At 66.9% G+C, this 16,617-nt stretch carries 15 protein-coding genes; 10 read left to right on the plus strand and 5 right to left on the minus strand.

Annotation, left to right across the window (positions count from 1 at the left end; all coding sequences use genetic code 11):
• The gene (locus DJ029_RS09220) at positions 1-1,059 is read left to right on the plus strand and encodes an ABC transporter ATP-binding protein (RefSeq protein WP_112322143.1); all 1,059 of its coding nucleotides are present in this window, start codon (positions 1-3) and stop codon (positions 1,057-1,059) included.
• Positions 1,056-1,955, plus strand: a complete 900-nt coding sequence (locus tag DJ029_RS09225) for a carbohydrate kinase family protein (protein WP_112322144.1) — start codon at positions 1,056-1,058, stop codon at positions 1,953-1,955. Before DJ029_RS09220 ends, DJ029_RS09225 begins: the two co-directional genes overlap by 4 nt.
• Before the next feature lie 36 nt (positions 1,956-1,991).
• Here the strand turns inward: DJ029_RS09225 and DJ029_RS09230 are convergent, their stop codons facing one another.
• The 4 genes from DJ029_RS09230 to DJ029_RS09245 form a co-directional block, all read right to left on the minus strand.
• Positions 1,992-3,137, minus strand: a complete 1,146-nt coding sequence (locus DJ029_RS09230; RefSeq protein WP_112322145.1) for an ABC transporter permease — start codon at positions 3,135-3,137, stop codon at positions 1,992-1,994.
• Positions 3,134-4,060: an ABC transporter ATP-binding protein gene (locus tag DJ029_RS09235; protein WP_112322146.1), complete on the minus strand. Its 927-nt coding sequence runs from the start codon at positions 4,058-4,060 to the stop codon at positions 3,134-3,136. Before DJ029_RS09235 ends, DJ029_RS09230 begins: the two co-directional genes overlap by 4 nt.
• Complete coding sequence (locus DJ029_RS09240; RefSeq protein ID WP_112322147.1) at positions 4,057-5,016, minus strand: HlyD family secretion protein; 960 nt, start codon at positions 5,014-5,016, stop codon at positions 4,057-4,059. The genes DJ029_RS09235 and DJ029_RS09240 overlap by 4 nt, the downstream gene beginning before the upstream one ends.
• Before the next feature lie 208 nt (positions 5,017-5,224).
• Complete coding sequence (locus DJ029_RS09245) at positions 5,225-6,139, minus strand: LysR family transcriptional regulator (protein WP_112322148.1); 915 nt, start codon at positions 6,137-6,139, stop codon at positions 5,225-5,227.
• A 131-nt stretch (positions 6,140-6,270) separates the two neighbouring features.
• On the opposite strand from DJ029_RS09245, the gene chvE reads away from it, so the two are divergent.
• From chvE to DJ029_RS09280, 7 genes are all read left to right on the plus strand, one after another.
• Positions 6,271-7,326: a multiple monosaccharide ABC transporter substrate-binding protein gene (gene chvE, locus DJ029_RS09250; RefSeq protein ID WP_112322149.1), complete on the plus strand. Its 1,056-nt coding sequence runs from the start codon at positions 6,271-6,273 to the stop codon at positions 7,324-7,326.
• 84 nt (positions 7,327-7,410) lie between these two features.
• Positions 7,411-8,958, plus strand: a complete 1,548-nt coding sequence (gene mmsA, locus DJ029_RS09255) for a multiple monosaccharide ABC transporter ATP-binding protein (RefSeq protein ID WP_308860910.1) — start codon at positions 7,411-7,413, stop codon at positions 8,956-8,958.
• Between the two features lie 10 nt (positions 8,959-8,968).
• Positions 8,969-10,198, plus strand: a complete 1,230-nt coding sequence (gene mmsB / locus DJ029_RS09260) for a multiple monosaccharide ABC transporter permease (protein ID WP_112322151.1) — start codon at positions 8,969-8,971, stop codon at positions 10,196-10,198.
• Between the two features lie 4 nt (positions 10,199-10,202).
• Complete coding sequence (gene araD / locus DJ029_RS09265) at positions 10,203-11,945, plus strand: L-arabinonate dehydratase (RefSeq protein ID WP_112322152.1); 1,743 nt, start codon at positions 10,203-10,205, stop codon at positions 11,943-11,945.
• The gene (locus DJ029_RS09270) at positions 11,945-12,868 is read left to right on the plus strand and encodes a Gfo/Idh/MocA family protein (protein ID WP_112322153.1); all 924 of its coding nucleotides are present in this window, start codon (positions 11,945-11,947) and stop codon (positions 12,866-12,868) included. The genes araD and DJ029_RS09270 overlap by 1 nt, the downstream gene beginning before the upstream one ends.
• A 58-nt stretch (positions 12,869-12,926) precedes the next feature.
• Entirely contained in the window at positions 12,927-13,844 is a 918-nt protein-coding gene (locus DJ029_RS09275; RefSeq protein ID WP_112322154.1) for a dihydrodipicolinate synthase family protein, read from the plus strand.
• Positions 13,845-13,853: 9 nt separating this feature from the next.
• Positions 13,854-15,374 carry an aldehyde dehydrogenase (NADP(+)) gene (locus DJ029_RS09280; protein ID WP_112322155.1) on the plus strand — a complete coding sequence of 507 codons (1,521 nt, stop codon included), beginning with the start codon at positions 13,854-13,856 and terminating at the stop codon, positions 15,372-15,374.
• Between the two features lie 41 nt (positions 15,375-15,415).
• On the opposite strand, the gene DJ029_RS09285 is transcribed toward DJ029_RS09280, so the two are convergent.
• Positions 15,416-15,772: a thioredoxin domain-containing protein gene (locus DJ029_RS09285; RefSeq protein ID WP_112322156.1), complete on the minus strand. Its 357-nt coding sequence runs from the start codon at positions 15,770-15,772 to the stop codon at positions 15,416-15,418.
• Positions 15,773-15,856: 84 nt separating this feature from the next.
• On the opposite strand from DJ029_RS09285, the gene DJ029_RS09290 reads away from it, so the two are divergent.
• Positions 15,857-16,597, plus strand: coding sequence for a cytochrome c biogenesis CcdA family protein (locus DJ029_RS09290; RefSeq protein WP_112322157.1), 741 nt, complete (start codon positions 15,857-15,859; stop codon positions 16,595-16,597).
• The last annotated feature ends 20 nt before the right edge of the window (positions 16,598-16,617 follow it).

Genomic DNA, 16,617 nt, shown 5'->3' on the forward strand with positions numbered 1-16,617 from the left:
GTGGCCAACCTTATTCTTCGCGACCTGGTGAAGACCTACGACAAGACGGAAGTGCTTCACAGCATCAACCTGGAGGTCGAGGACGGCGAATTCGTCGTATTCGTAGGCCCATCGGGCTGCGGCAAGTCGACGACGCTGAGGATGATCGCGGGGCTCGAGGAAATCACCTCCGGCGTGATCGAGATCGACGGGCGGGTGGTCAACAACCTGGAACCGAAGGATCGCGACATCGCCATGGTGTTCCAGAACTACGCGATCTACCCGCATATGAGCGTGCGCAAGAACATCGGCTTCGGGCTGCGCAGCTCCAACGCGCCCAAGCCCGAAAAGGAAAAGCGGATCGAGGAGGTGGCCACGCTGCTCGGCATGAACGACCTGCTCGACCGCAAGCCCAGCCAGCTTTCCGGCGGTCAGCGCCAGCGCGTCGCGATCGGCCGCGCGATGGTGCGCGACCCGGCGGTGTTCCTGTTCGACGAGCCGCTGTCCAACCTCGACGCGCAATTGCGCACCCAGATGCGGCTGGAGATCAAGAAGCTGCACCAGCGCGTCGGTTCCACCATCGTATTCGTAACCCACGACCAGGTGGAGGCGATGACCATGGCCGACCGGATCGTCATCATGAAAGACGGTCATATCCAGCAGGTCGGCACCCCGGCCGAGGTGTATCACGCGCCCGCGAATATCTTCGTGGCGACCTTCATCGGCGCGCCCGCGATGAACATGATCCCCGGCAGGGTGAACGGCGGCGGCGCGGTGACGCTGGCCACGGGGGGCACGGTGCAGCTCGGCGGTGCACTTCCCGAGGGGCGCGACATCATCATCGGCATCCGCCCCGAGGATCTTCTTCCAGGCGAAACCCCGGGCGTGCTGCGTGGCGAGGTGAACGTGCGCGAACCCCTTGGCCATGAAACGCTGATCTATGTCGGCACGTCAGAGGGCGACGTCATCGCCAAGGCCGACGGGCGCACCCCGCCCGAGATCGGCGAGGTCGTCAGCCTCGGGGCGCATCCGGACAACATCCACGTCTTCGACGCCGCGACGGGCGAGGCGCTGGCATGACCGAAACCCCGGTCATACTCTGCGTCGGGCGGCTCTATTGCGATCTGATCTTCACCGGCCTGCCGCGCCTGCCGACCATGGGAACCGAGGTTTATGCCAGCGGCCTGGGCGTGCATGCCGGGGGCGGGGCCTTCATCACCGCCGCGCATCTGGCCGCGCTGGGCCATGCCGCCGCCCTGTCGGCGACGCTGCCCGCGCCGCCGTTCCGCGACGTCGTGATCGGTGAAATCGCCGGGGCGCGGGTGGACGCCTCGTTCTGCGCTGACAGCGCGCCGGGGGCGGAGCCGCAGATCACGGTCGCGCTGGCGGGCAAGACGGACCGCGCCTTCGTCACCCGCCGCGTCGGGCCGGCGTTTCCGGCCTTCACCGTGCAGGACATCCGCACCGCGGGCGCGCGCCACCTTCATATCGGAGAGCTTGCAACGCTGGCCGAGCATCCCGAACTGATCGACCTCGCGCGCGGCGCGGGGGCCACGCTGTCGCTCGATTGCGGCTGGGACGAGGGCCTGGAATTCGGGCGCGCGGCGGAACTGATCGCCGCCGTCGACGTGTTCCTGCCCAATGATTCCGAGATCGACATGCTGAAGCGGCAGGGCATCCCGGCCAGCGTCGCCCCCCTGACGGTCATCAAGCAGGGGCACCGCGGCGCATCCGCCATCCGCGGCGCCGAGCAGGTCCACGAGGGGGTCGAGGCGGTGGCCGCCATCGACACCACCGGTGCGGGCGATGCCTTCAACGCGGGCTTCCTGAGCGGCTGGCTTTCCGGCGCGGACCTGGGCAGTTGCCTGCGCTCGGGCAACCGCAGGGGGCACCTTGCGGTGTCGCAGCGGGGTGGCTTCCGGCCTGCCGCCGCTGAAGCGGCTGCTGCGCCCGCTGTTGCCGGCGAGGACCGGTAGGCGCCTCCGCGCGGGACCGGAGCGGTCCTGCCGTCGTCAGTCGAGCTTCTTTCTGAACCGCAGCGATGCGACGGCCAGCCCAAGGATGGAAAACCCCAGAAGCCAGATCGCATCGGGCGCGATATCCGCAAGGTCCGCATCGCGCAGCACCACGCCGCGGATGATCTGCATGAAATGCGTGGCGGGCAGGGTGTTCGCGAGGATCTGCGCGCCCTCCGGCATGCCCTCGTAGGGGAACATGAAGCCTGACAACAGGATCGACGGCAGCAACACGAAGACGGTCATCTGCATCGCCTGAAGCTGGTTCCGCGCAAAGGTCGAAATGACCAGCCCGAGGGACAGGCTGGCAAGGATGAACAGAAGCGTCACGACCAGCAGCGTCCAGAGCGAGCCCGCGATCGTGACCGAGAACACCGCCCAGCCCAGCCCGAGGATGATCGCGACCTGGATCAGGCCGATCCCCACGAAGGGGATGATCTTGCCTATCATGAGTTCCAGCGGCCGGATCGGCGTGGTGATCAGCATCTCGATGTTGCCGCGCTCATGTTCGCGCACGATGGCGGCGGCGGTGAACATGATCATCGTCATGGTCAGGATGATCCCCACGAGGCCGGGCACGATGTTGACCACGGTGCGCTGCTCGGGGTTGTAGAACAGCGTGACTTCGAACGTCGGGGTGGGCGTGTTCGTCGCCTCGCGGAACAGCTCGCCCAGGGGCATCCGGCGCAGCGCCCGTATCGCGGCGGCGACCAGCGTGTCGGACCCGTCCGCGATCCACTGGGCGACCGGGCGCGACGTGGTGTCCTGCGCACCCTGCGGGAAGCGCCCGGTGACGGCGGGGTTGCGCACCAGGCGCTGGGCGACGTCGCGCGGGATGATCAGGGCGGCGCGCACCTCGGCGCGCACGATGGCGCGTTCGGCTTCCTCGATCGTTGCGAAATGGTGCTCGAAACGCACGACCTGCGTCGCTTCCACCATCTGGATCAGTGCGCGGCTCAGGCCGGTGTCGCTCTGGTCGACCACGGCGGCGGGGATGTGGCGGACCTCTGTGTTGATGGCGTAGCCGAACAGGACCAGCTGGATCAGCGGGATCATCACGATCATCCCGAAGGTCAGCCGGTCGCGCCGAAGCTGGAGCAGCTCCTTGCGCACGATGGCGAGGATATGCCGGTAGGAGATCACGCCCCCTGGTCCCGCGTGGCAAGGACGAAGACATCCTCAAGGTTCGGGCGCGTCGGCTGCGTGGTCGTGTCGGCAAAGCCCCGCACAAGCGCATCGACGGCGCCCCGCGGATCGTCCGTCCCGTCCGAGACCAGCACCCGCAGCCGCGCGCCGATCTGGGCGACCGACAGGATGCCCGGCCCGGCGGTCAGCTTGCGGCTTACCGGGCGCAGGTCGGGGCCCGAAACCTCGATGACGCGCCCGGCGATACGCTCCATCAGCTCGCGCGGCACCCCGTCCGCGCGCTTGCGCCCCCGGTCGAGGATCGCGATCCGGTGGCAGCGTTCCGCCTCGTCCATCAGGTGGGTGGAGACGATCATCGTGGTGCCCCCTTCGACAAGGTCGAAGAGCTGTTCCCAGAAGCTGCGGCGCGATTCCGGATCGACGGCCGAGGTCGGCTCATCCAGGAAAAGAAGCTCGGGCCTGTGCAGGATCGTCGCGGCCAGGGCCAGGCGCTGCCGCTGGCCGCCGCTCATCTCTCCGGCCAGGGTGTGGGCCTGCTCGCGCAGATCGTAGGTTTCGAGCAGCTCATCGATGCGCCGGTGCTTGTCCTGCGCTGAGAGGTCGTGGATATCGGCGACGAAGCGCAGGTTTTCGAGGACCGTCAGGTCGCGGTAATGGGTGAAGCCCTGCGTCATGTAGCCGATCCGGCGTTTCAGCGGTTCCGCGTTCCCCGGCAGGCGCGTGCCCAGCACCACCGCATGTCCGCCCGACGGCTTCAGCAGGCCGGTCAGCATCCGCATGGCGGTCGTCTTGCCCGACCCGTTCGGACCGAGCAGCCCGTAGACGCTACCCTTGGTGATCTTCAGGTCGACATTGTCTACCGCGGTCTTGGTCCCGAATGTCCGTGTCAGGCCCACCGTTTCGGCGACGATATCGCTCACGGCAGGTAGGCCGTGACGGGCAGGCCCACGGGCAGGTCGGCCGCCTCCGGCGGCAGGTCGATCTCGGCCAGGTAAACCAGCCGGCTGCGCTGTTCCTGGTTCAGCGCGTAATAAGGCGTGAAGGCCGGTTCGCCGCTGATCCAGCGCAGCGTTCCGTCAAAGAGCGTTTCGACGCCGTCCACCGCGATCCGCACGGTGGCGCCGTCCTTCAGGCGGGCGCGCGCGGGTTCGGGCACGTAGACGCGGGCGAAGGGTCGCTCCCCGGTCAGCACGATGGCGACCGGGCTGCCCGCAGGCACCCGCTCCCCGAGGTTCCAGGGCAGGTTGTCGAGCACGCCGTGGCGCGAGGCGACGATCGTCAGGTTCTCTAGTCGGGCGCGCTCGGCCTCCACCCTGGCGTCGGCGGCGCGCAACTGGGCCTTGGTGATGCGGATGTCTTCCTCGCGCGCACCGGCGCGGATCTCGATCAGGGCCTGTTCCGCGCTGCGCAGGTCGGCAAGCGCGGAATTGCGGCGGGCGATATCCTGGTCCAGGCTGGCTTGGGTGATCGCGCCCCGCTCCAACAGGCGGATGTTGCGCTCGACGGTGGTTTCCGCCTCGCCATAAATTGCGCGGGCCCCGTCGACGCGGGCCTCGGCGATGGCGATCTCTTCTTCGCGCGCGCCGCTTTGCATACGGTCGAGGTCGGCCTGCGCCTGCGCGCGGTTCGCGAGGGCCACCTCCAGGTTGGCCTGCGCCAGCCTGTCGTCGAGCTGTACGAGGATGGTGCCCACCTCGACCCGCTCGCCCTCGGCGACGGGCAGGGCCGTGATGATCTCGTTCGCCGTGGCGGTGAGCGAGACACGCTCGCGCGCGAGGACCCCCAGCGCCACGTCGGCATCCGGCGCGTTGCAGGAATGCAGCAGCATCGGAAGCGCGACGGACGCGAAGGTCGCGGCCTTGATCAGCCCGAACATGTCGATCTGGAAATCGGTGTCATCAGAACCTCGGCCAGTCCTCTTTCAGGGAAAGGGTGCATCCGGTTGCCGCGCGTTGGCAAGGAAACACTGCCCCGTCCCCGTCTTCGTTCCTGTGCAAGCGCCTGAAATAAGGCTAGGCGGGCCCGGGGTTTCCTTCCGTGATCTCGATCAATCCGCGCAAGGGGGCTTTCAGCGCAGGCGCGCGCTAGAGGCGGCGCAGCACCTCGTCCAGCAGTTCCTGCGCGATCGGAGAGAGCCGGTTGTAGCGATTGTGCAGGACCAGGAAGGAGGACACGGTGATATCCTCTTCGATATCGATGATCGACAGCGCGGAATCCATGCCGGTCAGCAATTGCGCCACCTCCTGCGTTTGCGGCGCGATGGCGGTCGACTGGCTGATGCAGCTCAGCGCCACGAGCAGGGAGGAGCTGTTGGTCACCCGCGTCGGCGTCGGCATCCGGTTGGACAGGAACGATTGCTCCAGCGCGGTCCGTATGGGTGAGCCGGGCTCCTGGATGACGAATTCATACGGCAGCGTATCCGCCAGCGAGACCTTGTGCCCGGCCAGCGGATGCGAGGCCCGCGCTAGCAGGCGGACGTGTTCCGTGCGCCCCGGGTAGGCGTGGAACGAGCGGGTGTCGTTTTCCGAGCCGATCCGCGCCAGAACGAAATCGAAGCGGCCTTCCTCCAGCCCGCGGATCAGCGCGACCGAGGGCGCAACCTCGACAGTGGGTTGAATGCCGGGCGCCTTGCGGCGCACCGCGGTCAGCGCCGGCACCAGCGCCCCGACGGCCGGGCCGGTCACGGCGCCGACGCGCACCGCCCCGGCCAGGCCGCCGCGCAGCTGGGCGATCTCGTTCGTCAGCGCGTCCACCTCGGCCAGGATGACGCGGGCGTGACGTACGAAGGCCATGCCCATCGGGGTCGGGTCCATCCCCCGGGGCAGGCGTTCGAACAGCGGGCCGCCGGCATTGGTTTCGAGCTCGGACAGCATCCGCGACGCCGCGGGCTGGGACATGCCGACCGCCTCGGCGGCGAGTTGCAGCTTGCCGCTGTCGTGGATGGCGCGGATCAGTTTCAGGTGCGACGGCTTCAGCCGCTGGATCAGGGACAGGCTCATGCGTCCTGCATATCATAAACGTTATGTCGATCGATAATAATTGCATTAGTTTGGTATGAAAGGGTCGGTTACGGGTGTTTTCGCAAAGGCGACGCCGCCTGCATGAGCGTCCGCCGCAGGAGGAGGAAACAATGACCCTGAAAACCGTTCTCGTCACCACGGCGCTGGTGACCACCCTTGCCACGTCCGCCTATGCCGAGGGGCTTGTCGGCATCGCGATGCCCACCAAGTCGTCCGCGCGCTGGATCTCGGACGGCGAGTCCATGGTGCAGCAGTTCGAAGCCGCGGGATACGAGACGATCCTGCAATACGCCGAGGATGACATTCCCAACCAGCTGGCCCAGATCGAGAACATGATCACCAATGGCGTCGATGCGCTGGTGATCGCGGCCATCGACGGCACCACGCTGTCGAACGCGCTGGAAAACGCGAGCTTCGCCGGGATCGAGGTGATCGCCTATGACCGCCTGATCCGCGACAGCGAGCATGTCAGCTATTACGCGACCTTCGACAACTTCAAGGTCGGCGTACAGCAGGCCGAAACGCTGGTGTCCGGCCTGGAAGAGCGTTTCCCCGATGCCGAAAGCTGGAACGTCGAACTGTTCGGCGGCTCGCCTGACGATAACAACGCGTATTTCTTCTATGACGGTGCGATGTCGGTGCTGCAGCCGCTGATCGACAGCGGCAAGGTCAATATCGTGTCGGGCCAGATGGGCATGGACACGGTGGGCACCCTGCGCTGGGACGGCGCGGTGGCCCAGGCGCGGATGGATAACCTTCTGTCGGCCCATTACACCGACGCGCAGGTTCATGGCGTGCTGTCGCCCTATGACGGGCTGTCCATCGGCATCCTGTCCTCGCTCAAGGGGGTTGGTTACGGCTCGGGCGATACACCGATGCCGATCGTCACGGGCCAGGACGCCGAGGTGCCCTCGGTCAAGTCGATCCTTGCCGGGGAGCAGTATTCGACGATCTTCAAGGACACCCGCGAACTCGCGCGCGTGACCGTGGGCATGGTCGAGGCCGTTCTCGAAGGCGGAGAGCCGGAGATCAACGACACCGAGACCTATGACAACGGCATGAAGGTCGTGCCTTCCTACCTGCTGGAGCCGCTCAAGGTCACGGCGGACAACTGGGAAGAGCGCCTGATCGACACCGGGTACTACACTATGGACCAGATCAAGTAGGCGCGCGCCTGTCTGAAATCCCGACGGTCTGGCGGACCGGCCTGCACGCAGGACCGGCCCGCCGCCACCGCTTGAAGGGCGGTCATGCGAATTACACGTGAGGATGCTGCCATGCAGGATACGCTGCTGGAAATGCGCTCCATCACCAAGACGTTTCCGGGCGTCAAGGCGCTCGACAATGTCTCTCTCAAGGTCAGAACTGGCGAGATCCACGCCATCTGCGGCGAGAATGGTGCCGGCAAGTCAACGTTGATGAAGGTGCTGTCCGGTGTCTACCCGGCCGGCAGCTACGAGGGCGAGATCCACTACGACGGCACCCTGGCCGAGTTTCGCGATATCGCGGACAGCGAGTCCCGGGGCATCATCATCATCCACCAGGAACTGGCGCTCGTCCCGCTTCTGTCGATCGCCGAGAACCTGTTCCTCGGCAACGAGAACGCGAAGGCCGGGGTGATCGACTGGCGCGACACCAACCGCCGGACGGAAAAACTGCTGCGCAAGGTGGGGCTGCGCGACGCGCCCACGACACAGGTGGAAAAGCTGGGCGTGGGCAAGCAGCAACTGGTCGAGATCGCCAAGGCGCTGGCCAAGGACGTGCGCCTTCTGATCCTGGACGAGCCGACCTCGGCGTTGTCGGAAAGCGACAGCCAGGCGCTGCTGGACCTGATGCTGGAACTCAAGGCGCAGGGGATGACGCAGATCATCATCAGCCACAAGCTGAACGAGGTGCGCCGCGTGGCCGACACCGTGACGGTGATCCGCGACGGGCATTCGGTCAGCAGCTTCGACGCCTCGGAAGGCATCACCGAGGATCGCATCGTGCGCGACATGGTGGGCCGCTCCATGGAAAACCGCTATCCCGCCCGCACCCCGCAGATCGGCGCGCGGATCATGCGCGTGGCGGACTGGTCCGTCTATCACCCAGAGCATGCCGACCGGCAGGTCATCAGCAACGTCAGCTTCGATGTGCGCGCCGGTGAGGTGGTGGGCATCGCGGGCCTTATGGGGGCCGGGCGGACCGAGCTGGCGATGTCGATCTTCGGGCAAAGCTGGGGCCGGAACATCACCGGCACGGTCGAGATGCACGGCGCGCCGGTCGACACCTCGACCGTCAGCCGCGCCATCGATGTCGGGCTCGCCTATGTCACCGAGGACCGCAAGAGCCTGGGTCTGATACTGGACGACACCGTCACGCGCAACATCACGCTGGCCAACCTTGGCGCGGTGGCCCGCGGCGCGGTGCTCAACGAACGGGCCGAGACGCAGGTGGCCGAGAAGTACCGCAAGGACCTGGGCATCCGCACGCCGGGCGTGTTCCAGAAGGTCGTGAACCTGTCGGGGGGCAACCAGCAGAAGGTGGTGCTGTCCAAGTGGCTGTTCGCCGGGCCCGAGGTTCTGATCCTGGACGAGCCGACGCGCGGCATCGACGTGGGCGCGAAGTACGAGATCTACGGCCTGATCAACGATCTGGCCGCCGCCGGGAAGGGCGTGGTCATGATCTCGTCCGAGATGCCCGAGCTGCTGGGCATGTGCGACCGGATCTACGTGATGAACGAAGGCGCCTTTGTGGGCGAGATGCCCGCGTCCGAAGCCAGTCAGGAGCGCATCATGTCGCTCATCGTGAACGAATAGGGGGCTAGTCATGTCTGTGGCCGAAAACTCATCCGAACGCGCGGGCGGCTCCGGCAGGATCGGCGCGTATCTCGCGGCGCACCTGCGGGAATACGGCCTGCTGTTCGCGCTGATCGCGATCATGGCGTTCTTCCAGATCGTCACGGGGGGCACACTTCTCAAGCCGATCAACCTGACCAACCTGCTGCTTCAGAACAGCTATATCGTCATCATGGCGCTGGGCATGCTGATCGTCATCGTGGCGGGCCATATCGACCTGTCGGTCGGCTCGGTCATGGGGTTCATCGGCGCGCTGGCGGCGGTAATGATCGTGAACTGGGACATGTCCATCGGCGTCACGATGGCGACCTGCATCGTGGTCGGCGCGCTGATCGGTGGCGCGCAGGGCTACTGGATCGCCTATTGGAAGATCCCCTCCTTCATCGTCACGCTGGCGGGGATGCTGGTTTTCCGGGGCCTGTCGCTCTGGCTGCTGGAGGGGCAGTCCGTCGGCCCGTTCCCGCGCGAGTTCCAGGTGATCGCCACGGGCTTCGTGCCCGATATCCTGCCGGGGGGCGAGGTGATGAAGGGCCTTCTGGACGCCCGGAACTTCAATGTCCTGGCCTTCGCCATGGGTATTGTCGCGGCCTCTTGGGTCGTCTGGTCGGGCTTGCGCCAGCGCGCGCACAACAAGGCCTACGGGATCGAGGACGAGCCGCGCGCCTTCTTCGTGGCGCGCACCGCGATCATCGCCTTCGCGCTGGTCTTCATCCTTTACAAGCTGGCCACCTTCCGCGGCCTGCCCAACGTGCTGCTGACCATGGGCGTGCTGACCATCGTCTATGCCTTCATCACCGAACGCACCGTGCTCGGCCGCCGTATTTACGCGCTTGGCGGCAACGAGAAGGCGGCGAAGCTCTCGGGCATCAAGACCGAGCGCCTGACCTTCCTCGCCTTCGTCAACATGGGGATCCTGGCCGCCATCGCCGGGCTGGTCTTCGCCGCGCGCCTGAACACGGCGACGCCGAAGGCGGGCTTCGCGCTTGAGCTTGATGTGATCGCGGCGGTCTTCATCGGCGGCGCGTCGATGTCGGGCGGCGTGGGCAAGATCGTCGGCGCGGTGGTCGGCGCGTTCCTGATGGGGGTGCTGAACAACGGCATGTCGATCATGGGGATCGGCATCGACTACCAGCAGATGATCAAGGGGCTGGTGCTGCTCGCCGCCGTCATCTTCGACGTCTACAACAAGAAGAAGGGCTGACCCGATGGCGTTCAAACCCGCGACATGGCCCCGCCGATTGCGATCCCAGGAATGGTACGGGGGCACTTCCCGCGACGTGATCTATCACCGCGGCTGGATGAAGAACCAGGGCTACCCCGACGACCTGTTCGACGGGCGGCCGGTGATCGGCATCCTGAACACCTGGTCGGACATGACACCCTGCAACGGCCACCTGCGCGAGCTGGCCGAAAAGGTGAAGGCCGGCATCTGGGAAGCGGGCGGCCTGCCGTTGGAAGTCCCGGTCTTCTCCGCGTCCGAGAACACGTTCCGCCCCACGGCGATGATGTTCCGCAACCTCGCCGCGTTGTCGATCGAGGAACAGATCCGGGGCCAGCCCATGGACGGTTGCGTGCTGATGGTGGGCTGCGACAAGACCACGCCAAGCCTGCTGATGGCCGCCGCGTCCTGCGACCTGCCGTCCATCGTCGTGACCGGCGGGCCGATGCTGAACGGCTGGTTCCAGGGCGAACGTGTCGGCGCGGGTACGCACCTCTGGCGCTTTTCCGAGGCGGTGAAGGCGGGCGAGATGACGCAGGAAGAGTTCCTTGACGCGGAATCCGCCGTGACCCGTTCCTCCGGGACATGCAACACGATGGGCACCGCGTCCTCCATGGCCAGCATGTCCGAGGCGCTGGGCATGGCGCTGTCCGGCAATGCCGCGATCCCCGCGGTCGACGCGCGGCGCAGGGTCATGGCCCAGCTTTCGGGGCGGCGCATCGTGCAGATGGTGAAGGACGACCTGAAACCCTCGGACATCCTGACCCGTGCGGCGTTCGAGAACGCGATCCGCTGCAACGGCGCGGTCGGCGGCTCGACCAATACCGTGGTGCACATGCTGGCCATCGCCGGGCGTGTCGGCGTGGATATCACGCTGGACGACTGGGACCGCTGCGGGCGCGACATCCCGACGATTTTGAACCTCCAGCCCTCGGGCGAATACCTGATGGAGGAGTTCTTCTACGCCGGCGGCCTGCCTGTCGTGCTGAAACACCTCGCCGAGGCAGGCAAGCTGCACCGCGACGCGCTGACCGTGTCCGGCAGCACGATCTGGGACGAGGTGAAGGACGCCCGGAACTGGAACCCTGAGGTGATCCTGCCCGTCGAGCGCGCGCTGACCCCGCAAGGCGGGATTGCCGTGCTCAAGGGCAACCTGGCCCCGAAGGGGGCGATCCTGAAACCCTCTGCCGCCTCGCCGCATCTCATGCAGCATCGCGGCCGCGCGGTCGTCTTCGAGGATATCGACGACTACAAGGCGCGGATCTCGGACGATGCGCTGGATATCGACGAGAGCTGCATCATGGTGCTCAAGAACTGCGGGCCGAAGGGCTACCCCGGCATGGCCGAGGTGGGCAACATGGGCCTGCCGCCGAAGGTGCTGAAGAAGGGCATCAAGGACATGGTCCGCATCTCGGACGCGCGTATGTCGGGCACCGCTTACGGGACGGTGATCCTGCACACCTCGCCCGAGGCCGCCGCCGGTGGGCCGCTGGCCGTGGTGCGCAGCGGCGACATGATCGAGGTGGACGTGGAAAACCGCCGCCTGCACCTCGATGTCCCCGAGGCCGAGCTTCAGGCGCGGCTGGCAGCCTGGGCGCCGTCATACGAGCGCTGGGAAAGCGGGTACGCCTGGCTGCACCAGACCCACGTGGAAGGCGCGGACACCGGCGCGGACCTCGATTTCCTCAAGGGATGCCGCGGCGCGCCGGTCGGAAAGGACAGTCACTGATGAAAGTCGCCCTCGTCGGCATCGGCAAGATTGCCGTTGACCAGCATGTCCCCGCCATCGCCGCAAGCCCGGACTGGGAACTGGCCGCCACTGTCAGCCGGCATGGCGCTGTCGATGGCGTGGAGGCCTACACGGACCTGTCCGCCTGCCTTGCGGCGCGGCCCGACATCCGGGTCGTATCGCTCTGCCTGCCGCCGGTGCCGCGGTTCGACTACGCGATGCAGGCGCTCAACGCCGGTCGGCACGTGATGCTGGAAAAACCCCCGGGCGCGACGCTCGGCGAATGCCACGCGCTGGAGGCGGCGGCGCGCAGCGCGGGACTGACGCTTTATGCCACCTGGCATTCCCGGCAGGCGGACATGGTTGCCGCCGCGAAGGAATGGCTGGCGGACAAGGCGCTGCAAAGTCTGCAGATCACCTGGAAGGAAGACGTGCGCCGCTGGCACCCCGGCCAGGCCTGGATCTGGGAGTCGGGCGGCCTTGGCGTTTTCGATCCGGGGATCAACGCCCTGTCCATCGTGACCGAGATCCTGCCCGTCGACATTCACGTCACCGGCGCGACCCTGGAAATCCCCGAGAATTGCCAGACGCCGATCGCGGCGCGGATCGCCTTTCACCACCCCGGCGGGGCCGATGTCACCGCCGATTTCGACTGGCGCAGGGAAGGCGATCAGACCTGGGAAATCGAGGCGGTGACCGACGGCGGCGCCCTGACGCTGGCCGACGGTGGCGCGGTGATGCGGGTGAACGGCGAAAGCTCCGGCGATACCGCGCCGCTCGGCGGGGAGTACCCTCGGCTTTACGCGCAGATGGCGCAGCTCGTCTCGCGCGGCGGGATCGACATGGATTTGCGCCCGATGACCCTTGTCACCGACGCGCTTGCCCTTGGCCGCCGCATCGCCACCGACCGTTTCGAGGACTGACCGCGCCGCGTGAACACGACGTGTGGTCGCCCCGCGCCGCGCAAGCCATGGAGAAGACATGAAACAACCGCTGACCGGAATACTGCCCGTCGCGCCCACCCCCTTTCACGAGGATGGCGCGATCGACACTGACGGCATGACCCGCGTGCTCGATTGCATGATCGACCAGGGCGTCGACGCGATCTGCATCCTGGCCAACTACTCCGAGCAGTTCGTGCTGTCGGACGCCGAGCGCGCGACACTGACGCGCGTCTCGCTCGAACATGTGGCCGGCCGCGTCCCCGTGATCGTCACCGTCAGTCATTTCAGCACCCAGGTCGTCATCGACCGCGCCCGCGAGGCGGAGGCGATGGGCGCCGCGATGCTGATGATGATGCCGCCCTATCACGGCGTCGGGCTGGTTCCGGCCGAGGCGGGGATCTTCGAGCATTTCGCTGCCGTGTCCGACGCGATCTCCATCCCGATCATGGTGCAGGACGCGCCGCTGTCGGGCGTCTCGCTGCCCGTGCCGCTGCTGGTGCGCATGGCGAAGGACATCGCGAACGTCAGTTATTTCAAGATGGAAACGCCCTTCGCCGCCGACAAGCTCGCCGCGCTGATCGACGCGGGCGGGAAGCATATCGTCGGCCCCTTCGACGGCGAGGAGGCGGTGACGCTGCTGGCGGACCTGGACGCGGGCTGCACCGGGACGATGACCTCGGCCTTGCAGCCCGAGCGGATCAAGCCCATCGTGACCGAGTACCTTGCCGGAAATATCGAGGCGGCGCTGGCGCACTGGCGCGACTGCCTGCCGCTGATCAACCATGAAAACCGCCAATGCGGCCTGCGCGCTGCGAAGGTGGTGATGAAGGAAGGTGGGGTGATCCGCTCGGACCACGTGCGTCATCCGCTGAAACCGATGTCGGCGCGCACGCGCAGCCGGTTGCTGCAAATGGCCGCCGAGCGTGACGTGATCGCCCTGCGCTGGGGCAAGTAAGGAATTCTCATGACCTATCAACCACATGGCAAGCACCTGATCGCGGGCGACTGGGTCGCCTCCTCGGACAGTTTCACCTCGCAGCCGGTCAGTGGCGCGGGCTTTCGCGTTTGCTCCGGCGGCGCGGCAGAGGTGGACCGCGCAGTGCAGGCCGCTGAGCAGGCCTTCGCCACCTACGGCTGGACCAGCCGCGAGGACCGCGCCACCTTCCTTGAGGCGATCGCCGACGAAATCGACGCGCGCGGCGACGACATCACGCGCCTTGGCTGCGCGGAAACCGGCCTTCCCGAGGCGCGCCTGCAGGGCGAGCGGGGCCGCACAACCGGGCAGCTTCGCATGTTCGCGGCCCATATCCGCAAGGGCGACTACCTCGACCGGCGGCACGATCCGGCCTTGCCGGATCGCGCGCCGCTGCCGCGCCCGGACCTGAAGATGGTCCAGCGGCCCATCGGGCCGGTCGCGGTGTTCGGGGCGTCGAACTTCCCGCTCGCGTTCTCCACCGCCGGGGGCGACACCGCCTCGGCGCTTGCCGCCGGGTGCCCGGTCGTCGTGAAGGGCCATCCGGCCCACCCGGCAACGGGCGAAATCGTGGCCGACGCCGTTGCGGCGGCGATTGCGCGCTCAGGCATGCCCGCGGGGACGTTCTCGTTCATCCAGGGAACCAGCCATGAGTTGGGCGGCGCGCTGGTCACGCATCCACTGATCCGCGCCGCGGGCTTTACCGGCTCGCTCGGCGCGGGGCGGGCGCTTTTCGACCTCTGTGCCGCGCGCCCGGAGCCGATCGCCTTCTTCGGTGAACTTGGCTCGGTCAACCCGGTCTTCGTGATGCCCGGCGCGCTGGCCAGCCGGGGCGCGGCGCTGGGCGCGGCCTGGGCCGGGTCCCTGACCATGGGCGTGGGGCAGTTCTGCACCAACCCCGGCATCGTCGTCGCGCCCGAAGGCCCCGCGCTGGAGGCTTTCACCGAGGCGGCGACCAAGGCGCTTTCCGAAACCGGGGAAGGCGTGATGCTGACCGAGCCCATCGCCGAGGCGTACCGAAAGGGCGTCGACGGGATCGCCAGGGCGCAAGGGGTGCAGGAACTGCTGCGCGCCACCTGCGACCGGCGCAACGCCGCGCCCGCAGTCTACACCGTCCCGGCGGAGGCCTGGCTCGCCAACGAGGTTCTGGCCGAGGAGGTGTTCGGCCCGCTCGGCATCCTCGTGACGGCCACGGGACCCGAGCAGATGTTGCAGGTTGCACGTGGCCTGCGCGGCCAGCTGACGGCCACCTTGCAGATGGATGAGCAAGATACGGAAACCGCGAAACCCTTCGTGCCGGTCCTCGAACGCAAAGCGGGCCGCGTGCTTGTGAACGGCTTCCCCACCGGGGTCGAGGTTGCCGACGCGATGGTGCATGGCGGGCCGTACCCGGCATCGACCAACTTCGGGGCAACCTCGGTCGGGACGCTCGCGATCCGCCGCTTCCTGCGCCCGGTTTGCTACCAGGACATGCCAGATAGCCTGCTGCCCGAGGACCTGCGCCCCGCCTGATCCGCCCCGCGCAAAAGGGGGGCTGCCCTCTAAGGGCTGGCCTATTGTTCCAGGGGAATCCCGGCGTCCTCGATCATTCGGGCCAGCATGGCCCAGAAGAAATCGTCGCCGGGGTAGCCTTCGATGCGCCCGAGTTCCTCACCATTGCGGACCAGGATGAACGTCGGCGTGAAGCGCACGGGGCGGTCGAAGTCCACGTCCGGCGTGTCGCGGCGCAGGTCGTAGCGCTGAAGCGGTGCGGTCTTGCCCTCAGCCGTCTTGGGGTAGATGGGGGCGATCTCGGCGTTCCAGCGGGCGCACCAGACGCATCCCGCTTCCTCGGCCATCAGCAGGTATGGCTCTGCCAGCGCCTTCAGGGGCAGCAGCAGCGCAACGATCATGGCCAGGGACTTGATCATCGACAGGGCTACCTCTGATTGACGGGGGGATGAGCGCGAACATAAGATAATGTTCGAGTACCGAAGACAAGGGTCGGCTGCCGCATGTTCGATGTCTCTTCCGGGGGCGCTGTGATTGCGGGGCTCATGTCTTTCCTGTCGCCCTGCATCCTGCCGATCGTTCCCTTCTATCTTGGCTATCTTGCCGGATTGGGCGCGCATGAGGTGGCGTCCGGCGCGGCTTTACCGGCCCGGGCCCGGGTGCGGGCCGTCCTTGGGGCGGGGTGTTTCGCGCTGGGCGTGATCACAGTGTTCGTCGGGCTCGGCGCGACGGCGACGGTCCTTGGCGCATTCGTGGGGGCGTATTTCGACACCCTGCGCTGGCTGGCCGCGGCGCTGATCGTCGCGATGGGGCTGCACTTCCTCGGGGTGATCCGGATCGGGTTCCTGTACCGCCAGTTCCGCTCGGACGGGGGCGGTGCGTCGAACGCCGGGCTGCTCGGGGCCTATGGGATCGGGCTGGCCTTCGCCTTTGGCTGGACGCCCTGCGTCGGGCCGGTGCTTTCCGCGATCCTGTTCATCGCCGCCGCGCAGGAGACGGCGGGGCAGGGGGCCGCCCTGTTGTTCGCCTACGGGCTGGGCATGACGTTGCCCTTCATCGCGGCCGCCCTGTTCATCGGGCCGTTCATGGCCTGGATGGCCCGTTTCCGCCGCCATCTGCCCCTGGTCGAGCGCTTGACCGGCGTCCTGCTGATTCTGTTCGGTGTCCTGATCGCCACGAATTCGATCAACTTGATCGCCCAGTGGATGCTGGACCATGTGCCGTGGTTCGCGACCATCGGCTGAGGCCTTGCGCCGATAGGCGA

The sequence above is a fragment of the Oceanibium sediminis genome, assembly GCF_003265325.1.
GTDB lineage: Bacteria > Pseudomonadota > Alphaproteobacteria > Rhodobacterales > Rhodobacteraceae > Halovulum > Halovulum sediminis.

What these genes read in the sequence shown, in the direction of transcription:
- DJ029_RS09280 (WP_112322155.1), top strand. Translation starts at nt 13,854, where the DNA reads ATGACCTATCAACCACATGGCAAGCACCTGATCGCGGGCGACTGGGTC.
- araD (WP_112322152.1), top strand. Translation starts at nt 10,203, where the DNA reads ATGGCGTTCAAACCCGCGACATGGCCCCGCCGATTGCGATCCCAGGAA.
- DJ029_RS09225 (WP_112322144.1), top strand. Translation starts at nt 1,056, where the DNA reads ATGACCGAAACCCCGGTCATACTCTGCGTCGGGCGGCTCTATTGCGAT.
- chvE (WP_112322149.1), top strand. Translation starts at nt 6,271, where the DNA reads ATGACCCTGAAAACCGTTCTCGTCACCACGGCGCTGGTGACCACCCTT.
- DJ029_RS09270 (WP_112322153.1), top strand. Translation starts at nt 11,945, where the DNA reads ATGAAAGTCGCCCTCGTCGGCATCGGCAAGATTGCCGTTGACCAGCAT.
- DJ029_RS09275 (WP_112322154.1), top strand. Translation starts at nt 12,927, where the DNA reads ATGAAACAACCGCTGACCGGAATACTGCCCGTCGCGCCCACCCCCTTT.
- DJ029_RS09290 (WP_112322157.1), top strand. Translation starts at nt 15,857, where the DNA reads ATGTTCGATGTCTCTTCCGGGGGCGCTGTGATTGCGGGGCTCATGTCT.
- mmsB (WP_112322151.1), top strand. Translation starts at nt 8,969, where the DNA reads ATGTCTGTGGCCGAAAACTCATCCGAACGCGCGGGCGGCTCCGGCAGG.
- DJ029_RS09245 (WP_112322148.1), bottom strand. Translation starts at nt 6,139, where the DNA reads ATGAGCCTGTCCCTGATCCAGCGGCTGAAGCCGTCGCACCTGAAACTG.
- DJ029_RS09285 (WP_112322156.1), bottom strand. Translation starts at nt 15,772, where the DNA reads ATGATCAAGTCCCTGGCCATGATCGTTGCGCTGCTGCTGCCCCTGAAG.
- mmsA (WP_308860910.1), top strand. Translation starts at nt 7,411, where the DNA reads ATGCGAATTACACGTGAGGATGCTGCCATGCAGGATACGCTGCTGGAA.
- DJ029_RS09240 (WP_112322147.1), bottom strand. Translation starts at nt 5,016, where the DNA reads ATGTTCGGGCTGATCAAGGCCGCGACCTTCGCGTCCGTCGCGCTTCCG.